The following is a 15711-nucleotide window of genomic DNA, read 5'->3' as shown; positions in this document are numbered from 1 at the left end:
AATGGCCCGCCGACGTCGTCGAGTACTTCGGCGACCCCGCCACCGGCGGCGACGAATGCCACATGGCCTTCCACTTCCCCGTCATGCCCCGCATCTTCATGGCCGTCCGCCGCGAACAGCGCTACCCCATCTCCGAGATCATGACCCAAACCCCCAAAATCCCCGAATCCTGCCAATGGGGCATCTTCCTCCGCAACCACGACGAACTCACCCTGGAAATGGTCACCGACGAAGAACGCGACTACATGTACACCGAATACGCCAAAGACCCCCGCATGAAAGCCAACATCGGCATCCGCCGCCGCCTCGCACCCCTCCTGGACAACGACCGCAACCAACTCGAACTCTTCACCGCCCTCCTCCTCTCCCTCCCCGGCTCACCCGTCCTGTACTACGGCGACGAAATCGGCATGGGCGACAACATCTGGCTCGGCGACCGCGACGCCGTCCGCACCCCCATGCAATGGACCCCCGACCGCAACGCCGGCTTCTCCCACTGCGACCCCGCCCGCCTCTACCTCCCCGTCATCATGGACCCCATCTACGGCTACCAAGCCGTCAACGTCGAAGCACAGACCAACAACCCCGGATCCCTGCTCCACTGGACCCGCAAAATGATCGAAATCCGCCAACGCCACCCCGTCTTCGGCGTCGGCTCCTACGTCGAACTCTCCGCCTCCAACCCCTCCGTCCTCGCCTTCACCCGAGAAATAGACGGCGGAGAGGCCAATCAATGGGGCGGAATGGACACCGTTCTCTGCGTGAACAACCTTTCCCGGTTCCCGCAGCCCGTCGAACTCGACCTCAGAAGATTCCGGGACTCCGCCCCCATCGAATGCATGGGCGGCGTCCAGTTCCCGCCCATCGGCGACCTGCCGTATCTGCTGACGCTCCCCGGGCACGGCTTCTACTGGTTCCTCCTGCCGCCGCCGCCCGACGGACACGAGCCGGGAGAAGAGTGAGATGACCGTGTCGCCGCCCGACCGCTCCCTCGTCCGGCTCCTCGCCGGCTGGCTGCCCGCGCAGCGGTGGTTCGGCGGCAAGGACGGCCCGATCGACGACCTCTCCATCGGCACCGTCACCGAGCTGCTGCCCGGCGACCCCGCCCTCCACCACCTGATCCTCGATGTCCTCCAAGACGGCGTCACCGACCATTACCAACTGCTGCTCGGCGTCCGGAGCGACCTGCCCGACCGGCTGCGTCCCACCCTGATCGGACGCCTCGCGGGCGACCGCGGGTTCGACGGGCACGTCTACGACGCCGCGCACGACGCGGAGCTGACCCGCCCGCTGCTCGCCCACCTGGCGGACGAGACCGCCGCCGGGCCGGTGCGGTTCCGCCGCGCGCCGGGCACCGGCCTGCGCACGGACCTTGACGGCGTCCCCACCACGGCCGAGCAGAGCAACACGTCCCTGGTCTTCGGCGACGCCTACATCCTCAAGCTGTTCCGCCGCCTCTCCCCCGGCGTCAACCCCGACCTTGAGGTCAACCTCGCGCTGTCCCGCCAGGGCTGCGAGCACGTGCCCGTCGTGCACGGATGGGTCGAGCTGGAACCGGACAAGGCCGGGGACGACCCCGTCACGCTGGCGCTGCTCTCGGAGTTCCTGCGCAGCGCGACCGACGGCTGGCAGCTCGCGCTGACCAGCGTCCGCGACTGGTTCGCGCAGCCGGCCACGGCGGCGCCGACCACGGCCGGGGCGGGCGACGCGGGCGGCGACTTCGCCGCGGAGGCGGAGCGGCTCGGCGCGGCGACCGCCGCGGTGCACCGCGACCTCGCCGCCGCGTTCGGCGTCTCGCAGACCCCCGCGGCCCGGGTGCGGGACGTCGTGTTCGGCATGCACCGGCAGCTCGACGAGGTCGGCGCGGTCGTCCCGGAGCTGCGGCCGTACTCGCACGCGATCCGCGAGGCGTTCGACCGGCTCGCGGCGCAGGCGGAGCCGCTCACGTACCAGCGCGTCCACGGCGACTACCACCTCGGCCAGGTCATGCGGACCGACACCGGCTGGACGGTGCTGGACTTCGAGGGCGAGCCCGCCCGTCCGCCCGCCGAGCGCCGCGCGCCCGCGCATCCGCTCCGGGACGTCGCCGGGATGCTCCGCTCCTTCGAGTACGCGGCCCGGTTCCTGCTCGCGCGGGACGGCGACGTCCCGCCGGACGCGGCCGAGACGCTGGAGCTGCGCGCCCGCGCGTGGGCGGAGCGGAACCGGGCCGCGTTCTGCGCGGGCTACGCGGCGGCGGGCGGGCCCGACCCGGCGGAGCACGAGGCGCTGCTGCGGGCGTTCGAGCTCGACAAGGCGGTGTACGAGATCCGCTACGAGGCGCGGAACAGGCCGTCGTGGCTGCCCGTCCCGCTGCGGTCCCTCGCCCACCTCGCGGACTGACCGGCCCGCGCGCGGCTACCAGAGCGCGGCTACAGGTCGATCGAGTAGTCGAGGACGACCCTGTCCGCGGGCAGCACGATGTCGCGGCAGACCTCCATGACGTTCGCGCGGGAGAACAGCCGGCGGGTGATGGCGAGGACGGGCACGCCGCGCGTCATCCGCAGCGTCTCCGCCTCCTCCGGCGTCGGCATGCGGGAGCGGACCGCCTCCTCGACCCGGGTCGGCGGACGGCCGAGGTAGGCGAGCTGCGCGAGCGTCCCGCCGGGCCACGGCTCGCGCGCCGGGTCGGCCACGGGGGTGCCGCCGACGAGGTCCCACGGCAGGTAGTTGACGGAGATCTGCTGCGGCTCGCCGCGCGCGTGGAACACGAACCGGCGGCGCAGCAGCTCGGTCCCGGCGGGCAGCTCGAACAGCCCGCCGAGCTCGGGGTCGGCGCGCACCCGGGTGAACTCCCGGTCGAGCCGGTACTCCTCCCAGCTGATCCGCTGGTCGCGGGTGAAGGTCGTCTCCGGGACGGCGAGCGGCCGCGTCACCGCGCGGTAGCGGTCCATCGCCACCCGGCGCGCCGGGGGGACGACCCGGACCAGCGTGCCGCCGCCGCGGCGGGTCTCGACCAGGCCCTCGCCGCGCAGCAGCGCGACGGCCTGCCGGACGACGATCTCCGAGACGCCGTGCTCGGCGCACAGGTCGGCGATGGTCGGCAGCCGGGTCCCCGGCGGAAGGCTGCCGTCCCGTATCCCCTCGCGCAGCGTGTCGGCGATGCGCAGGTAGGCGGGTCGGTCCGGCACCGGCGTCACCTCCCCTTCTCCCGGGCGCGCCGACCGGCCGCCGCTCGTCTCGCCGTTCGGCTCGGCGTTCGACGCGGCATTCGACACAGTGTTCGACGCCGCGTTCGATCCCTGGCACGCCCTCCCATCGATCCATACCTTCCACGCGCTATCCACGGGGGCACGGTCCGCTTACGGACAGCTTGACACCTCTAGGACTGAGTAAGACTTTTGTATACAGAAGAGCGACCTCGGGGAAAGGACGACCTTGATGGGCGACTTCGAGGATCTGAAGGCGGCCATCGAGGAGGAGTTCCCGGGCTGGCAGGTGTGGCGAAGCGACGCCGGACGGTGGTACGCGACCCGCAGCGGCGACCTCACCGACGCGCAACTCCAGGCGGGATACGCGATGACGGTGGCCGCCGACGACGCTTCCGGGCTCCGCCGGCTGCTCCTCGACCAGGTCCGCCGGGAGCCCGGGGCGGGATGACACGGCCATGGGGAACGGCACGGCCCGGTCCGCGGCGGGGGCGGGCCGGGCCGGCGCGTTCGCCGGTACGGCAGGTACCTGTGGCGCTCAGGTGACACAGGAATGGAGCCCGCGGCGGTGTGGTCGGTGTCACCGCTGGGGCCAGGCTGACGTGGCCGCACGGGTGGCGCAACCGGCGCGACCCCACGACGAAGAGTCGTGCCGCCCGTGCGGCCGCACCACCCGGCGCACCGCGCGCCGCACCCGTCGCCGCGCACCGCCGCCGCGCCGCCCGTCCCCGAAAACCGCCGAACTCCCGGAAACAGGTGCGGCGAAGACGTGAGACCGACCGATCTGCGGGCACCTCTACTCGGGTAAAACTCAGGTCGGACGGGAGGCCCCCAGGTCATGGCACGGGTCACGCGCGCGGAGATCGACCGGCTGGTGGGCGGCGACCACCATGACCCGCACGGAGTGCTCGGGGCGCACCCGGGCCGGGACGGCGTGACGGTCCGGGCATTGCGGCCGCTCGCCGAACGGGTCGAGGTGGTGCTGCCGAACGGCGACCGGCATCCGCTGCGCCATTTCCACGAAGGACTCTTCACCGGGACGCTGCCGGCCAGCGCGTCCCTTTCCGGGGACGACGACGGAAAGGCGCCGCTCGCCGTCCCCGACTACCGGCTCGCGGTCGCGTACCAGGGCGGCGCCGAGACCGTCCAGGACGATCCCTACCGCCATCTTCCGACGCTCGGCGAACTCGACCTTCATCTGATCGGCGAAGGGCGGCACGAGGAGCTCTGGCGGGCGCTCGGGGCGCACGTGCGCGACTACACGTCCGCGTTCGGGACGGTGACCGGGACGAGTTTCGCGGTGTGGGCGCCGACGGCGCGCGGGGTGCGGGTCGTGGGCGACTTCAACCATTGGGACGGGCGCGCCCATCCGATGCGGTCGCTCGGGTCGTCCGGCATCTGGGAACTGTTCGTCCCGGGCGTCGGCGACGGGACGCGCTACAAGTACGAGATCCTCGGCGCGGACGGCGTGTGGCGCGCGAAGGCCGACCCGATGGCGCGCTGGACCGAGCAGCCCCCGGCCACCGCGTCCCGCGTTTTCACCTCGTCCTACGAATGGGGCGACGGGGAATGGATGGGCGGCCGGAAAGAACACGACTGGCTGCACGAGCCGATGAGCGCGTACGAGGTCCATCTGGGGTCGTGGCGTCCGGGGCTCAGCTACCGCGAACTGGCCGACGAACTGACCGAGTACGTGCGCGACATGGGTTTCACGCATGTGGAACTGCTGCCGGTCGCCGAGCATCCGTACGGCCCGTCCTGGGGCTACCAGGTGACGTCGTACTACGCGCCGACCTCGCGTTTCGGCGACCCGGACGACTTCCGGCACCTCATCGACCGCCTCCACCAGGCAGGCGTCGGCGTCATCATGGACTGGGTCCCCGCGCATTTCCCGAAGGACGAATGGGCCCTGGCCCGCTTCGACGGGACCGCCCTCTACGAGCACGACGACCCGACGCGCGGCGAGCACCCCGACTGGGGCACGCTCGTCTTCAACTACGGGCGCGCGGAGGTCCGCAACTTCCTGGTCGCCAACGCCTCGTACTGGCTTGAGGAATTCCACATCGACGGGCTCCGCGTCGACGCCGTCGCGTCGATGCTGTACCTCGACTACTCACGCAACGAGGGCGAATGGACGCCGAACATCTACGGCGGACGCGAGAACCTTGAGGCCATCTCGTTCCTCCAGGAGATGAACGCGACGGTCTACAAACGGAACCCGGGCGTCACGACGATCGCGGAGGAGTCGACGGCCTGGCCGGGCGTGTCACGTCCGACCCATCTGGGTGGCCTCGGGTTCGGCTTCAAATGGAACATGGGCTGGATGCACGACACCTTGGAGTATCTGCGCCACGAGCCCGTGTTCCGCAATTACCACCACAACGAGATCACGTTCTCTCTGGTGTACGCCTTCTCGGAGAACTACGTCCTGCCGCTGTCGCATGACGAGGTCGTCCACGGAAAAGGGTCGCTGCTGAGCAAGATGCCGGGCGACGCCTGGCAGCAGTTCGCCGGGCTGCGCGCCCTGCTCGCCTACATGTGGTCGCATCCCGGCAAGCAACTGCTGTTCATGGGACAGGAGTTCGGGCAGGGCGCCGAATGGGCGGAGGAGCGCCCGCTCGACTGGTGGCTGCTGGAGAACGCCTCCGAGGGCGCGCACCATCTCGGAATGCAGAAACTCGTCCGCGACCTGAACGTCGCCTACCGCGATCAGCCCGCGCTGTGGACGCGCGACAGCGACCACGAGGGATTCCGCTGGATCGACGGCAACGACGCGGGCGGCAACACCCTTTCCTACCTGCGTTACGGGACGCCCGAGAACGGCGAGTCGCCGGTCGTCGCGTGCGTCGTCAACTTCGCCGGGAACCCGCACGAGGACTACCGGCTCGGCCTGCCCCGCGCGGGCGGCTGGCGCGAGATCGTCAACACCGACTCCTACGACTACGGAGGCAGCGGCGTCGGGAACCTCGGCCGCGTGGAGGCGGCGGAGGAGCCCTGGCACGGGCTCCCCGCGTCCGCGACCCTGCGCGTCCCGCCCCTCGGCGCGGTCTGGCTCGTGCCGGAATAGGCTGGCGCGATGACCGTCGCGCAGCGCCTGCACATCGTTCCCGGCCAGTTCACCGTGGACCACTTCCCGAACGCGACCTTCCCCGAGGACGACGACTGGATCGCCCTTGTACGCGCCCCGGAAGGGCTCACGGTCGTGCGCGACGCGTCGCCGTTCGCCGAGACGGAGCGCTGGGCCGGCTTCTACAGCGACGGCGCCCACAGCCTGAACGCGACCGGGATGCTCGCCGCGCTCGTCGGGCCGCTCGCCGACGCCGGGATCTCGGTGTTCGTCGCGTCCACCTACTCGGCGGACCTCGTGCTCGTCCCGGAGCACCGGCTGAAGGACGCGACCACGGCGCTCCGCGACGCGGGCCACCGCGTCGAGACCGGCGCCCAGCCGGGACCGGAGGCCGGGGCCTAGAGGCGGTCGAGGAGCCAGCGCGGGCCGACGACGGCGGCGCCCGCCGCCTCGCAGCGCGCCCGCAGCTCCCGGTCGGCGGTCACGACGAGGTGCGCGGCGTCCGGCCCGGCCCCGCTGACGAGGTCGACGATCCGGTCGTCGCCGCTGCCCGGCGCCGCCACGACCCGCACCCCGTTCGCGGGCGCGTCCGCGACGCCCCGCGCCGCGCCCTCCACCACGAGGACGACCTCGGGGAAGCATCGGTCGAACGAGACGAGCCCGCCCGGCACCCCGAGCACTCCCGCGTCAAGGGCCTTCAGATCGTCGCGGAGCCGCGCGTTCGCGCCCGCCCGGTCCTTCCACCAGCCGTCGGCGCGGGCGCCGACGACGTTCGCCGCGTCCACGACGAGGACGAGGCCCCGCATCGCGTCCCGCAGCCGCGGCCACGACCGCGCGAACGGGGCGAACAGCTTGCGGTCGGTGACCTCCTCGGCGCGCACCCACTCGGCGCGGCGCGTCTCCCGCGACGCCGCGCCGACCGGCGGCCGCTCGGCGAGCGACCCCAGCACGGACGTGAACGTCCAGCCGCCGTGGTCCTCGACGCTCGTGCCGTGCACGGTCACCAGGCCGGTGTCGAGCGTGCACTCCTCGGTGGTCTCCCTGAGCGCGCCGGTGACCGGGTCCTCGTGGCTGTGCAGGGCGCCGCCGAACATGCCCCACGTGCCGCCGCCGATCCCCCACCAGGCGCGCTGCTGGAGCAGGATCCACGCCTGCCCGTCCGGATCGCGGTGGTAGGCGAGGAGCCCGGCCGCGCCGAACCGTCCCCAGTGGGTGTGCCCGAGGTCGCACCCCGCCCAGCCGTCGCCGTCTCCCATGGCGACGACGATAGCCGCGATGGCCCGTGACGAACGGCACAGCCGCGCGGAGCCCATCTCCGAATAGCATTCGGGGCGAGTGCCGATCAAGGGGGACGGACGTGAGCGTCGAGGCCGGGCCGCAGGCCCACCGGCGGGCCGCCGAGCTGTGGGACACGCTGTCGGGGGCCGAGCTGCTCCAGGCGATGGCGGACGGGCGGTTCCCGGAGATCTCCGACGTCAACCGGCACATCGGGCAGGTGCTCACGGGCGCCGTGCCCGGCCGGGTGGACATCTCCTGGACGCCGTCCGAGATCCTCTGCAACCCGGGCGGCACCGTCCACGGCGGGTACATCGCGATGATCCTCGACAACGCGGTCTGCCTCGCGGCGGCCAGCACCGGGGAGCGCTTCGTCCCCATGCTGACGCTGAACCTGAACGTCGACTACCTGCGCGCCGTCCGCGCCGACGAGACCTACACGGTCGCCGGGACGTGCGTGCACCCCGGCCGCACCCGCATGTACTCCACGGCGACGGTGGACGACGCGCACGGGCGCCCGGTGGCGCGGGCGTCGGCGAGCGTAGTGCCGAACAAGGCGTTCACACGTTGAGCAAGGCGTTCGCGCGCTGACCCTGCGGGACCGCCCGCGATCGAGCACATAGGCTGGCCCCATGGTGGATCCCGGCACAGTGGTGAACGCGATCAAGCAGGCCCGCGACCGGCGGACGGCCCCGCTGATCCTCGAACTCGACCTCACCGAGGGCATCGTCGAGACGGCGCCCGCCGACCCGGTCTCCGCGATCCTCGCCATGCGCCGGACGAGCCTGCGCGACGTCCTCGACGGGCTGCGCCGCGCCCGCTCCGACGCCCGGGTGCGCGCCCTCGTCGTGAAGGTCACCGGCGGCGCGGGGCTGGCGCTCGTGCAGGAGCTGCGGGAGGCCGTCCAGGCGCTGCGGGACGCGGGCAAGCACACGGTCGCGTGGGCGGAGACGTTCGGCGAGAGCGGGCGGGGCACCGTCCCGTACTACCTCGCGACCGCGTTCGACGCCATCTACCTCCAGCCGACCGGCGAGGTCGGGCTGACCGGCATCGCGATCGAGGAGCCGTTCCTCGCGGGCGCGCTGGAGAAGGCGGGCGTGCAGCCGAGGTTCGCCAAGCGGCACGAGTACAAGACCATGGCGAACACCTTCATGGAGAAGGCGTACACGCCGGAGCACGAGGAGTCGTCGAAGCGGCTCGTCGCCTCGATCGGCGAGCAGATCGCCGACGGCGTCGCCGCCGCCCGCGGGCTGCCCGCCGACAAGGTCCGCGCGCTGATCGACCGGGGCCCGTTCCTCGCCGGCGAGGCGCTGGAGGAGGACCTCGTCGACAGGCTCGGCTACCGCGACGAGGTGTACGCCGACCTGCGCGAGCGGTTCGGCGACGAGGCGCAGCTCCGCTACGTGTCCCGGTACGCCCGCGCGCACGGCCTCGCGAGCCGCCTCCCGCAGCCCGGCAAGCAGGACGTGGTCGCGCTGGTCAACGGGCACGGCCCGATCCGGCTCGGGCGCAGCGGGCGCGGCGGCCCGTTCCCGAACTCCGGCCCCGCGATGGGCTCGGACACGGTCGGCGCCGCCATCCGCGCCGCCGTGAAGGACGACCGCGTCAAGGCGATCGTGTTCCGGGTGAACAGCCCCGGCGGGTCGGCGGTGGCGTCCGACGCGATCTGGCGCGAGGTGGTGCTCGCCCGCCGCGCCGGGAAGCCCGTCATCGTGTCGATGGGCAACGTCGCGGCGTCCGGCGGGTACTACGTCGCGATGGCCGCCGACACGATCGTCGCGCAGCCCGGCACCATCACCGGCTCGATCGGCGTCGTCGCGGGCAAGGCGGTCGTGAACGGCCTGCTCGACCGGGTCGGCGTGAACCTCGGCGCGGTCTCCGAGGGCGACCACGCCCGGATGTCGAGCGCCACGAAGGACTTCAGCGACTCCGAGTGGGAGCGGGTCAACGCCTCCCTCGACAAGATCTACGACGACTTCACCTCGCGGGTCGCGGACGGCCGGGGCCTGTCCCGCGAGCGCGTCCACGAGCTGGCGCGGGGCCGCGTCTGGACGGGCGCCGACGCCAGGGAGCACGGCCTCGTCGACGAGCTCGGCGGCCTGGACCGGGCGCTCGACCTGGCCCGCAAGGGCGCGGGGCTGCCCGCCGACACGCCCGTCCGCGTCTACCCGCACACCTCGCCGCTGGAGCGGCTGCGCCCGCCCGAGTCCAGCGAGGACCGCGCCGCCGCCGCGGCCCGGTTCGACGCCTGGGGCTCGCTCGGCGGCCTCGCCGCCCGGCTCGGGCTGCCCGCCGCCGGGCCGCTGACGCTGCCCGGCTTCTGGGACATCCGCTGACCGGCGTCCCCGGTTTCGCCGACGCCGTCGCGGGCTTCGCCACCGGGGTGGTCGTGCTGACCGTCCGGGACGGCCGCGACGACCTCGGCACGACGGTCACCTCGTTCATGTCCGTGTCGCTGGACCCTCCGGCGGTGCTGGCGAGCGTGGCGGAGTCGTCCTACCTGGCGGAGGTGCTGCGGCGGCAGGACCGGTGGGCGGCGACGGTGCTGTCCGCCGGGCAGCGCGCCCTCGCCGGACGGTTCGCCGCCGAAGGACGTCCGAGCGCCCGCATCCTCCTCGCGAGCGAGCCGCACCACCGCGGCGAGCACTCGGGCGCCCTCATCCCGGAGACGGGCGTGTCCGCCCTCGAATGCGAGACGCGCCAGGTCGTCGATGCGGGCGACCACGTCCTGTTCGTCGCCGCCGTCCTTGCCGCCGACTACACGACGCGCGACGCGAAACCCCTGATCAGAGTCAACCGCCGCTACCTCACCTGAACCCCGGCCCGCCACACCGCCGCCGTCTGGGGGACGCCGGGGCGGTAGGCGAGGTGGATGTGGGACGGCGCGTCCAGCAGGTGCACGTCGGCGCGGGCGCCGGGGGCGAGGCGGCCGACGTCGGTGCGGCGCAGGGCGCGCGCGCCGCCCGCCGTCGCCGACCAGACCGCCTCGGCGGGCGTCATCCGCATGTCGCGGACGGCGACCGCGATGCAGAACGCCATGCTGGAGCTGTAGCAGGACCCGGGGTTGCAGTCGCTGGCGAGCGCGACGGTGGCGCCCGCGTCCAGGAGGCGGCGCGCGTCCGGGTACGGCTGGCGCGTGGAGAACTCGACGCCGGGCAGGAGCGTCGCGACGGTCCGGGACGACGCGAGCGCGTCCACGTCGGCGTCGCTCAGGAACGTGCAGTGGTCGGCGGACGCCGCGTCCAGCTCGACCGCGAGCCGCACGGCCGGTCCCTCGGTGAGCTGGTTGGCGTGGACCCGCGCGCCGAGCCCCGCCTTGACGCCCGCCTGGAGCACCTCGCGGGCCTGGTCGGCGTCGAACGCGCCCCGCTCGCAGAAGACGTCCACCCAGCGGGCGTGGGGCGCGCAGGCGGCGAGCATGTCGGTCGAGGCGAGCCGCGTGTAGGCGGCGGTGTCGTCCCCGTACTCGGACGGGACGACGTGCGCCCCGAGGTAGGTGACCTCGTCCGCGAACTCGGCGGCGATGCGGACGGCCCGCTCCTCCTGCTCGACCGTCAGCCCGTAGCCCGACTTGCACTCGACGGTCGTCGTCCCCTGCCGGGCCATCTCGCCGACCAGGCGGCGGACGGTCGCGCGCAGCTCGTCGTCGGACGCGGCGCGGGTGCGCGCCACGGTCGTCCGGATCCCGCCCGCCGCGTAGCTCCGGCCGCTCATCCGCGCCGCGAACTCCTCGGCGCGCTCCCCGGCGAAGACGAGGTGGGCGTGCGAGTCGACGAACCCGGGGAGGACGGCCCGGCCCGCGGCGTCGAACGCCTCGTCGGCGGCGGGCGCGTCCGCGGACGGGCCCGTCCACGCGATCCGGTCGCCGTCGATCACGACGGCCGCGTCCCGGATCACCCCCAGGCCGTCGCCCACGGCCGGGTCGTTGGTGACCAGTTCCCCGATGTCGGTGATGGCGATGCTCAAGCGGGCTCCTCGGCGGTGATGGCCTCGATCGCGGCGGTCAGGGCGGCGGGGACGTCGTCGACCAGCAGGTGGCGGCCGTCGCACACGATCTGGCGTCCGGACACGACGACGTGCCGGACGTCCGCCGCCGTCGCCGCGAACACGGCCGCCTCCGCGACGTGGCCGGGCGCGGCCCCGGCCGTGCGGACGGAGTCGAGCGCGACGCTGACGAGGTCGGCGTAGGCGCCGGGTTCGATGCGTCCCGCCTCCGGCCAGCCGAGCCCGTAGTGCCCGTTGGACGTGGCGGCGGCAAGCAGGTCCCCGGCCGTCCAGTGGCCGCGGCGGCGGGTGCGGAGGCGCTCGTCCAGCTCGACCGCGCGGGCCTCCTCGAACAGGTCGATCACGGCGTGCTGGTCGGAGCCGAGGGAGACCGGGGAGCCCGCGTCGGCGAGATCGCGGGCCGGGCCGACGCCGTCGGCGAGGTCCCGCTCGGTCGTCGGGCACATGCACACGCCGGTGCGCGTGCCGCCGAGCAGGCCGATGTCCTCGGCGGTGAGGTGCGTGGCGTGGACGGCCGTCGTCAGCGCCCCGAGCGCGCCCGACTCGGCGAGCAGGCGGGTGGGCGTCATGCCGTACGCCTCCTCGCACTCCTCGTTCTCGGCGGGCTGCTCGGACAGGTGGACGTGCAGCGGCGCCTCGTTCTCCTTCGCCCACGCCGCGACCGCGCCGAGCTGCTCGCGCGGCACCGCGCGGACGGAGTGGATCGCCGCCCCGACGCGGGCGTGCGGCCGTCCCGCCTTGTCGGTCCGGTCGCGCAGACCGCCGACCCGGCGCGCCCAGTCGCCCACCGTGCCGTCGCCGAAGCGGAGCTGCGGGCCGGTGAGCGGACGCCCGATGCCGCCCGCGAGGTAGCAGGTGTCGAGCAGCGTGATCCGGATGCCCGCGTCGGATGCGGCGGCGATCAGCGCCTCGCCCATCGCGTTGGGCTCGTCGTAGGGGGCGCCGTCCGGCCGGTGGTGCAGGTAGTGGAACTCGCCGACGCAGCTGATCCCGGCGAGGGCCATCTCGGCGTAGACGGCGGTGGCGAGGGTGCGGTAGGAGTCCGGGTCGAGCCGGGCCGCGGCCTTGTACATCTGGTCGCGCCACGTCCAGAAGGTGCCGGAGTGGGCCTGCGCGCGGGAGCGGAGGACGCGGTGGAAGGCGTGCGAGTGCGCGTTCGCGAGGCCGGGGAGCGTCAGTCCGGGCAGCCGCGCGGCGCCCGGCGGGGCCGGGACGCCGGGCGCGACGCGGGTGATCCGCTCGCCGTCGGCCTCGATCAGCACGTCGGACGCCACGGCGTCTCCGAGCCAGGCGAACTGGGCATGCCACTGCATAAGGGGTCCCCTACCCGCGCGCCAGGTCGTCCAGCACCGCGGTGAGCGCCTCCACCCCGGCCAGGCAGTCGGCCGGTTCGGCGGACTCCGCGGGCGCGTGCGACACCCCCGACGGGTTCCGGACGAACAGCATCGCCGTCGGCACCCGGGCGGACAGGATGCCCGCGTCGTGGCCCGCCCCGGTCGGCAGCACCGGGACGCCGCCGAGCGCCTTGCCGAGCCGGTCGCGCAGCGCCAGGTTGAAGTCGACGATCTCGGTGTAGGACTCCTCCGCCAGGTCGACGCTCACCCGGTGCGGGCGGGCGGCGGCCCGGGCCGCCTCGCCGGTCTCGGCGACCGTCCGGCGGACCGCGTCGTCGGCGGGTCCGCGGGCGTCCAGCCAGGCGCTGACGGACGAGGCGATCGCGTTCACCCCGCCCGGCACGACCCGCACCTTCCCGACCGTCGCGACCGAGCCGTTCCGCTCGGCCGCCTCGCGGGCGGCGAGGACCATCGCGGCGAACGGCAGCATCGGGTCGCGGCGGTCGCCGAGGAGGGTCGTCCCGGCGTGGTTGCCCTCGCCCGTGAAGTCGAACCGCCACCGCCCGTGCGGGACGATCGCGCTCGCCACCCCCACCGGCTCCCGCAGGGCGCGGCCCTGCTCGACGTGCAGTTCGACGTACTGCCCGATGCGGCCGAGGAGGCCCTCGTCCGGGCCGATGGCCTCGGGGTCGAGCCCGGCGTTGTGCATGACCTCGGCGAACGTGTGACCGTCCGCGTCGGCCAGGCCGCGGGCCCGCGCCGGGTCGATCGCGCCGGACAGCAGCCGCGAGCCGAGGCACGCCACCCCGAACCGCGCGCCCTCCTCCTCGGCGAACGCCGCGATCCCGATCGGCCGCGCGGGCGCGAAGCCGCGCTCGCGGAGCCGGTCGACGGCGGCGAACGCCGAGACGACGCCGAGCGGCCCGTCGAACGCGCCGCCGCCCGGCACCGAGTCCAGATGGCTCCCGGTCAGGACGGCGTCGCCGCGCGTCCCGTCGGCGGGGTACCACCAGGCGAACATGTTGCCGTTCGGGTCGTGCTCGACGGTCAGGTCGCGGCGGCGGGCCTCGTCCAGGAACCAGGCGCGGCACTCCAGCTCGGGCGGCGTCCACGCGAACCGGTGGTAGCCGCCGGTCGCGTCGTCCCGCCCGACCGGCAGCAGCGCCGCCCACATCTCCTCGAAACTCATGGGCGCATCGGAATGCGGACGCCGCGCTCGTCGGCGACCTCGGAGGCGCGGTCGTAGCCCGCGTCGACGTGCCGCATGACGCCCGTCCCCGGGTCGTTGGTCAGGACGCGCCGGAGCTTCTCGCCCGCGAGGGCCGTCCCGTCCGCGACGCAGACCTGGCCGGCGTGGATCGAGCGGCCGATCCCGACGCCGCCGCCGTGGTGGATCGACACCCACGTCGCGCCGGACGAGGTGTTCAGCATCGCGTTCAGCAGCGGCCAGTCGGCGATCGCGTCGGAGCCGTCCTTCATGCCCTCGGTCTCCCGGTACGGGCTGGCGACCGAGCCGCAGTCGAGGTGGTCGCGGCCGAGCACGATCGGCGCGCTGATCTCGCCCCGCGCGACCAGGTCGTTGAACACCTCTCCGGCCTTGTCGCGCTCGCCGTAGCCGAGCCAGCAGATCCGGGACGGCAGGCCCTGGAAGTGCACCCGCTCCCCCGCCATCTTGATCCAGCGGGTGAGGGGCTCGTTGTCCGGGAACAGGTCGAGGATCGCCCGGTCGGTGCGCGCGATGTCGGCCGGGTCGCCGGACAGCGCCGCCCACCGGAACGGCCCCTTGCCCTCGCAGAACAGCGGACGGATGTAGGCGGGCACGAACCCGGGGAACTCGAACGCCCGCTCGTACCCGGCGAGCTGGGCCTCGCCGCGGATCGAGTTGCCGTAGTCGAACACCTCGGCGCCCGCGTCCTGGAAGCCGACCATCGCCTCGACGTGCGCGGCCATCGACGCGCGGGCCCGCTCGGTGAACGCGGCCGGGTCCTTGTCGCGCTCGGCGGCCATGTCCTCGAACCCGACGCCGCGCGGCAGGTACATCAGCGGGTCGTGCGCGCTGGTCTGGTCGGTGACGATGTCGATCGGCGCGCCCCTGCGCAGCAGCTCGGGGACGATGTCGGCCGCGTTCCCGAGGACCGCGATCGACAGCGGGCGGCGCGCCTCCCGCGCCTCCTCGGCGAGGCGGAGCGCCTCGTCCAGCGAGTCCGCCTTGACGTCGCAGTACCGGTGCTCGACGCGCCGCTCGATCCGGGACGGGTCGCACTCGACGCAGATCGCGACGCCGCCGTTCATCGTCACGGCGAGCGGCTGCGCGCCGCCCATCCCGCCGAGCCCGGCGGTCAGCGTGATGGTCCCGGCGAGGGAGCCGCCGAACCGCTTCTCCGCGACGGCCGCGAACGTCTCGTAGGTGCCCTGGAGGATGCCCTGCGTGCCGATGTAGATCCACGAACCGGCGGTCATCTGGCCGAACATCGTCAGGCCGAGCGACTCCAGGCGGCGGAACTCCTCCCACGTCGCCCACTGCGGGACGAGGTTGGAGTTCGCGATCAGCACCCGCGGGGCCCACTCGTGCGTCTGGAAGATCCCGACCGGCTTGCCGGACTGGACGAGCAGCGTCTCGTCGCCCTCCAGGTCTGCCAGGGAGCGGAGGATGCCGTCGAAGGCGTCCCAGTTCCGGGCCGCCTTGCCCGAACCGCCGTAGACGACCAGTTCGTCCGGGTGTTCGGCGACCTCGGGGTCGAGGTTGTTCTGGATCATGCGCAGGGCGGCCTCCTGCGGCCAGCCCTTCGCGGCGGTCAGCGCAGTGCCGCGCGGGGCGCGGACGGGCCTCGGACCTGACATC

At 73.5% G+C, this 15711-nt stretch carries 14 protein-coding genes; 8 read left to right on the top strand and 6 right to left on the bottom strand.

All coding sequences use genetic code 11. The features are described from left to right. Nucleotides 1-962 (top strand): alpha-glucosidase C-terminal domain-containing protein (locus FXF65_RS20500; protein WP_187412411.1); only part of this gene is annotated, 962 nt, incomplete at its 5' end. 1 nt (nt 963) lies between these two features. After that, on the top strand, nt 964-2382 hold the full coding sequence (locus tag FXF65_RS20495) for a maltokinase N-terminal cap-like domain-containing protein (RefSeq protein WP_148351552.1): 1419 nt from the start codon (nt 964-966) through the stop codon (nt 2380-2382). A gap of 29 nt (nt 2383-2411) precedes the next feature. Here FXF65_RS20495 and FXF65_RS20490 read toward each other — a convergent pair whose 3' ends face one another. After that, nucleotides 2412-3170 (bottom strand): GntR family transcriptional regulator, encoded by a 759-nt coding sequence (locus FXF65_RS20490; protein WP_148351551.1) that lies wholly within the window; start codon nt 3168-3170, stop codon nt 2412-2414. Between the two features lie 250 nt (nt 3171-3420). Here FXF65_RS20490 and FXF65_RS20485 point away from each other — a divergent pair, with 250 nt between their 5' ends. From FXF65_RS20485 to FXF65_RS20475, 3 genes are all read left to right on the top strand, one after another. After that, the gene (locus FXF65_RS20485) at nt 3421-3639 is read left to right on the top strand and encodes a hypothetical protein (protein ID WP_148351550.1); all 219 of its coding nucleotides are present in this window, start codon (nt 3421-3423) and stop codon (nt 3637-3639) included. A gap of 387 nt (nt 3640-4026) precedes the next feature. Then, complete coding sequence (gene glgB, locus FXF65_RS20480) at nt 4027-6255, top strand: 1,4-alpha-glucan branching protein GlgB (RefSeq protein WP_148351549.1); 2229 nt, start codon at nt 4027-4029, stop codon at nt 6253-6255. 9 nt (nt 6256-6264) lie between these two features. After that, the gene (locus FXF65_RS20475; RefSeq protein WP_148351548.1) at nt 6265-6657 is read left to right on the top strand and encodes an ACT domain-containing protein; all 393 of its coding nucleotides are present in this window, start codon (nt 6265-6267) and stop codon (nt 6655-6657) included. Here the strand turns inward: FXF65_RS20475 and FXF65_RS20470 are convergent. Then, nucleotides 6654-7511, bottom strand: coding sequence for an NUDIX domain-containing protein (locus FXF65_RS20470; protein WP_148351547.1), 858 nt, complete (start codon nt 7509-7511; stop codon nt 6654-6656). The two genes, FXF65_RS20475 and FXF65_RS20470, sit on opposite strands and share 4 nt — an antisense overlap. A gap of 101 nt (nt 7512-7612) precedes the next feature. Here FXF65_RS20470 and FXF65_RS20465 point away from each other — a divergent pair, with 101 nt between their 5' ends. The 3 genes from FXF65_RS20465 (at nt 7613) to FXF65_RS20455 (ending at nt 10345) form a co-directional block, all read left to right on the top strand. Continuing rightward, entirely contained in the window at nt 7613-8101 is a 489-nt protein-coding gene (locus tag FXF65_RS20465) for a PaaI family thioesterase (RefSeq protein WP_246198963.1), read from the top strand. 61 nt (nt 8102-8162) lie between these two features. Further along, nucleotides 8163-9866 carry a signal peptide peptidase SppA gene (gene sppA / locus FXF65_RS20460; RefSeq protein ID WP_148351546.1) on the top strand — a complete coding sequence of 568 codons (1704 nt, stop codon included), beginning with the start codon at nt 8163-8165 and terminating at the stop codon, nt 9864-9866. 47 nt (nt 9867-9913) lie between these two features. Beyond that, the gene (locus FXF65_RS20455) at nt 9914-10345 is read left to right on the top strand and encodes a flavin reductase family protein (protein WP_148351545.1); all 432 of its coding nucleotides are present in this window, start codon (nt 9914-9916) and stop codon (nt 10343-10345) included. On the opposite strand, the gene hutI is transcribed toward FXF65_RS20455, so the two are convergent. Genes hutI through hutU form a run of 4 tightly spaced genes read right to left on the bottom strand, consistent with a single transcriptional unit; the run spans nt 10333 to nt 15710 of the window. Then, nucleotides 10333-11496, bottom strand: coding sequence for an imidazolonepropionase (hutI, locus tag FXF65_RS20450; protein WP_148351544.1), 1164 nt, complete (start codon nt 11494-11496; stop codon nt 10333-10335). The two genes, FXF65_RS20455 and hutI, sit on opposite strands and share 13 nt — an antisense overlap. Then, nucleotides 11493-12848, bottom strand: a complete 1356-nt coding sequence (locus FXF65_RS20445; RefSeq protein ID WP_148351543.1) for a formimidoylglutamate deiminase — start codon at nt 12846-12848, stop codon at nt 11493-11495. Before FXF65_RS20445 ends, hutI begins: the two co-directional genes overlap by 4 nt. A 10-nt stretch (nt 12849-12858) precedes the next feature. Further along, nucleotides 12859-14058, bottom strand: a complete 1200-nt coding sequence (locus FXF65_RS20440) for an allantoate amidohydrolase (protein ID WP_148351542.1) — start codon at nt 14056-14058, stop codon at nt 12859-12861. Further along, a complete protein-coding gene (gene hutU / locus FXF65_RS20435) occupies nt 14055-15710 on the bottom strand; it encodes a urocanate hydratase (RefSeq protein WP_148351541.1) in 1656 nt (551 codons plus the stop codon). The genes FXF65_RS20440 and hutU overlap by 4 nt, the downstream gene beginning before the upstream one ends. Between the last annotated feature and the right edge of the window lies 1 nt (nt 15711).

The sequence above is a fragment of the Actinomadura syzygii genome (assembly GCF_008085905.1).
In the GTDB taxonomy this organism is placed as follows: domain Bacteria; phylum Actinomycetota; class Actinomycetes; order Streptosporangiales; family Streptosporangiaceae; genus Spirillospora; species Spirillospora syzygii.
Note: the sequence above shows the minus strand (reverse complement) of the source record. Positions and strands in the feature narration are given on the sequence as shown.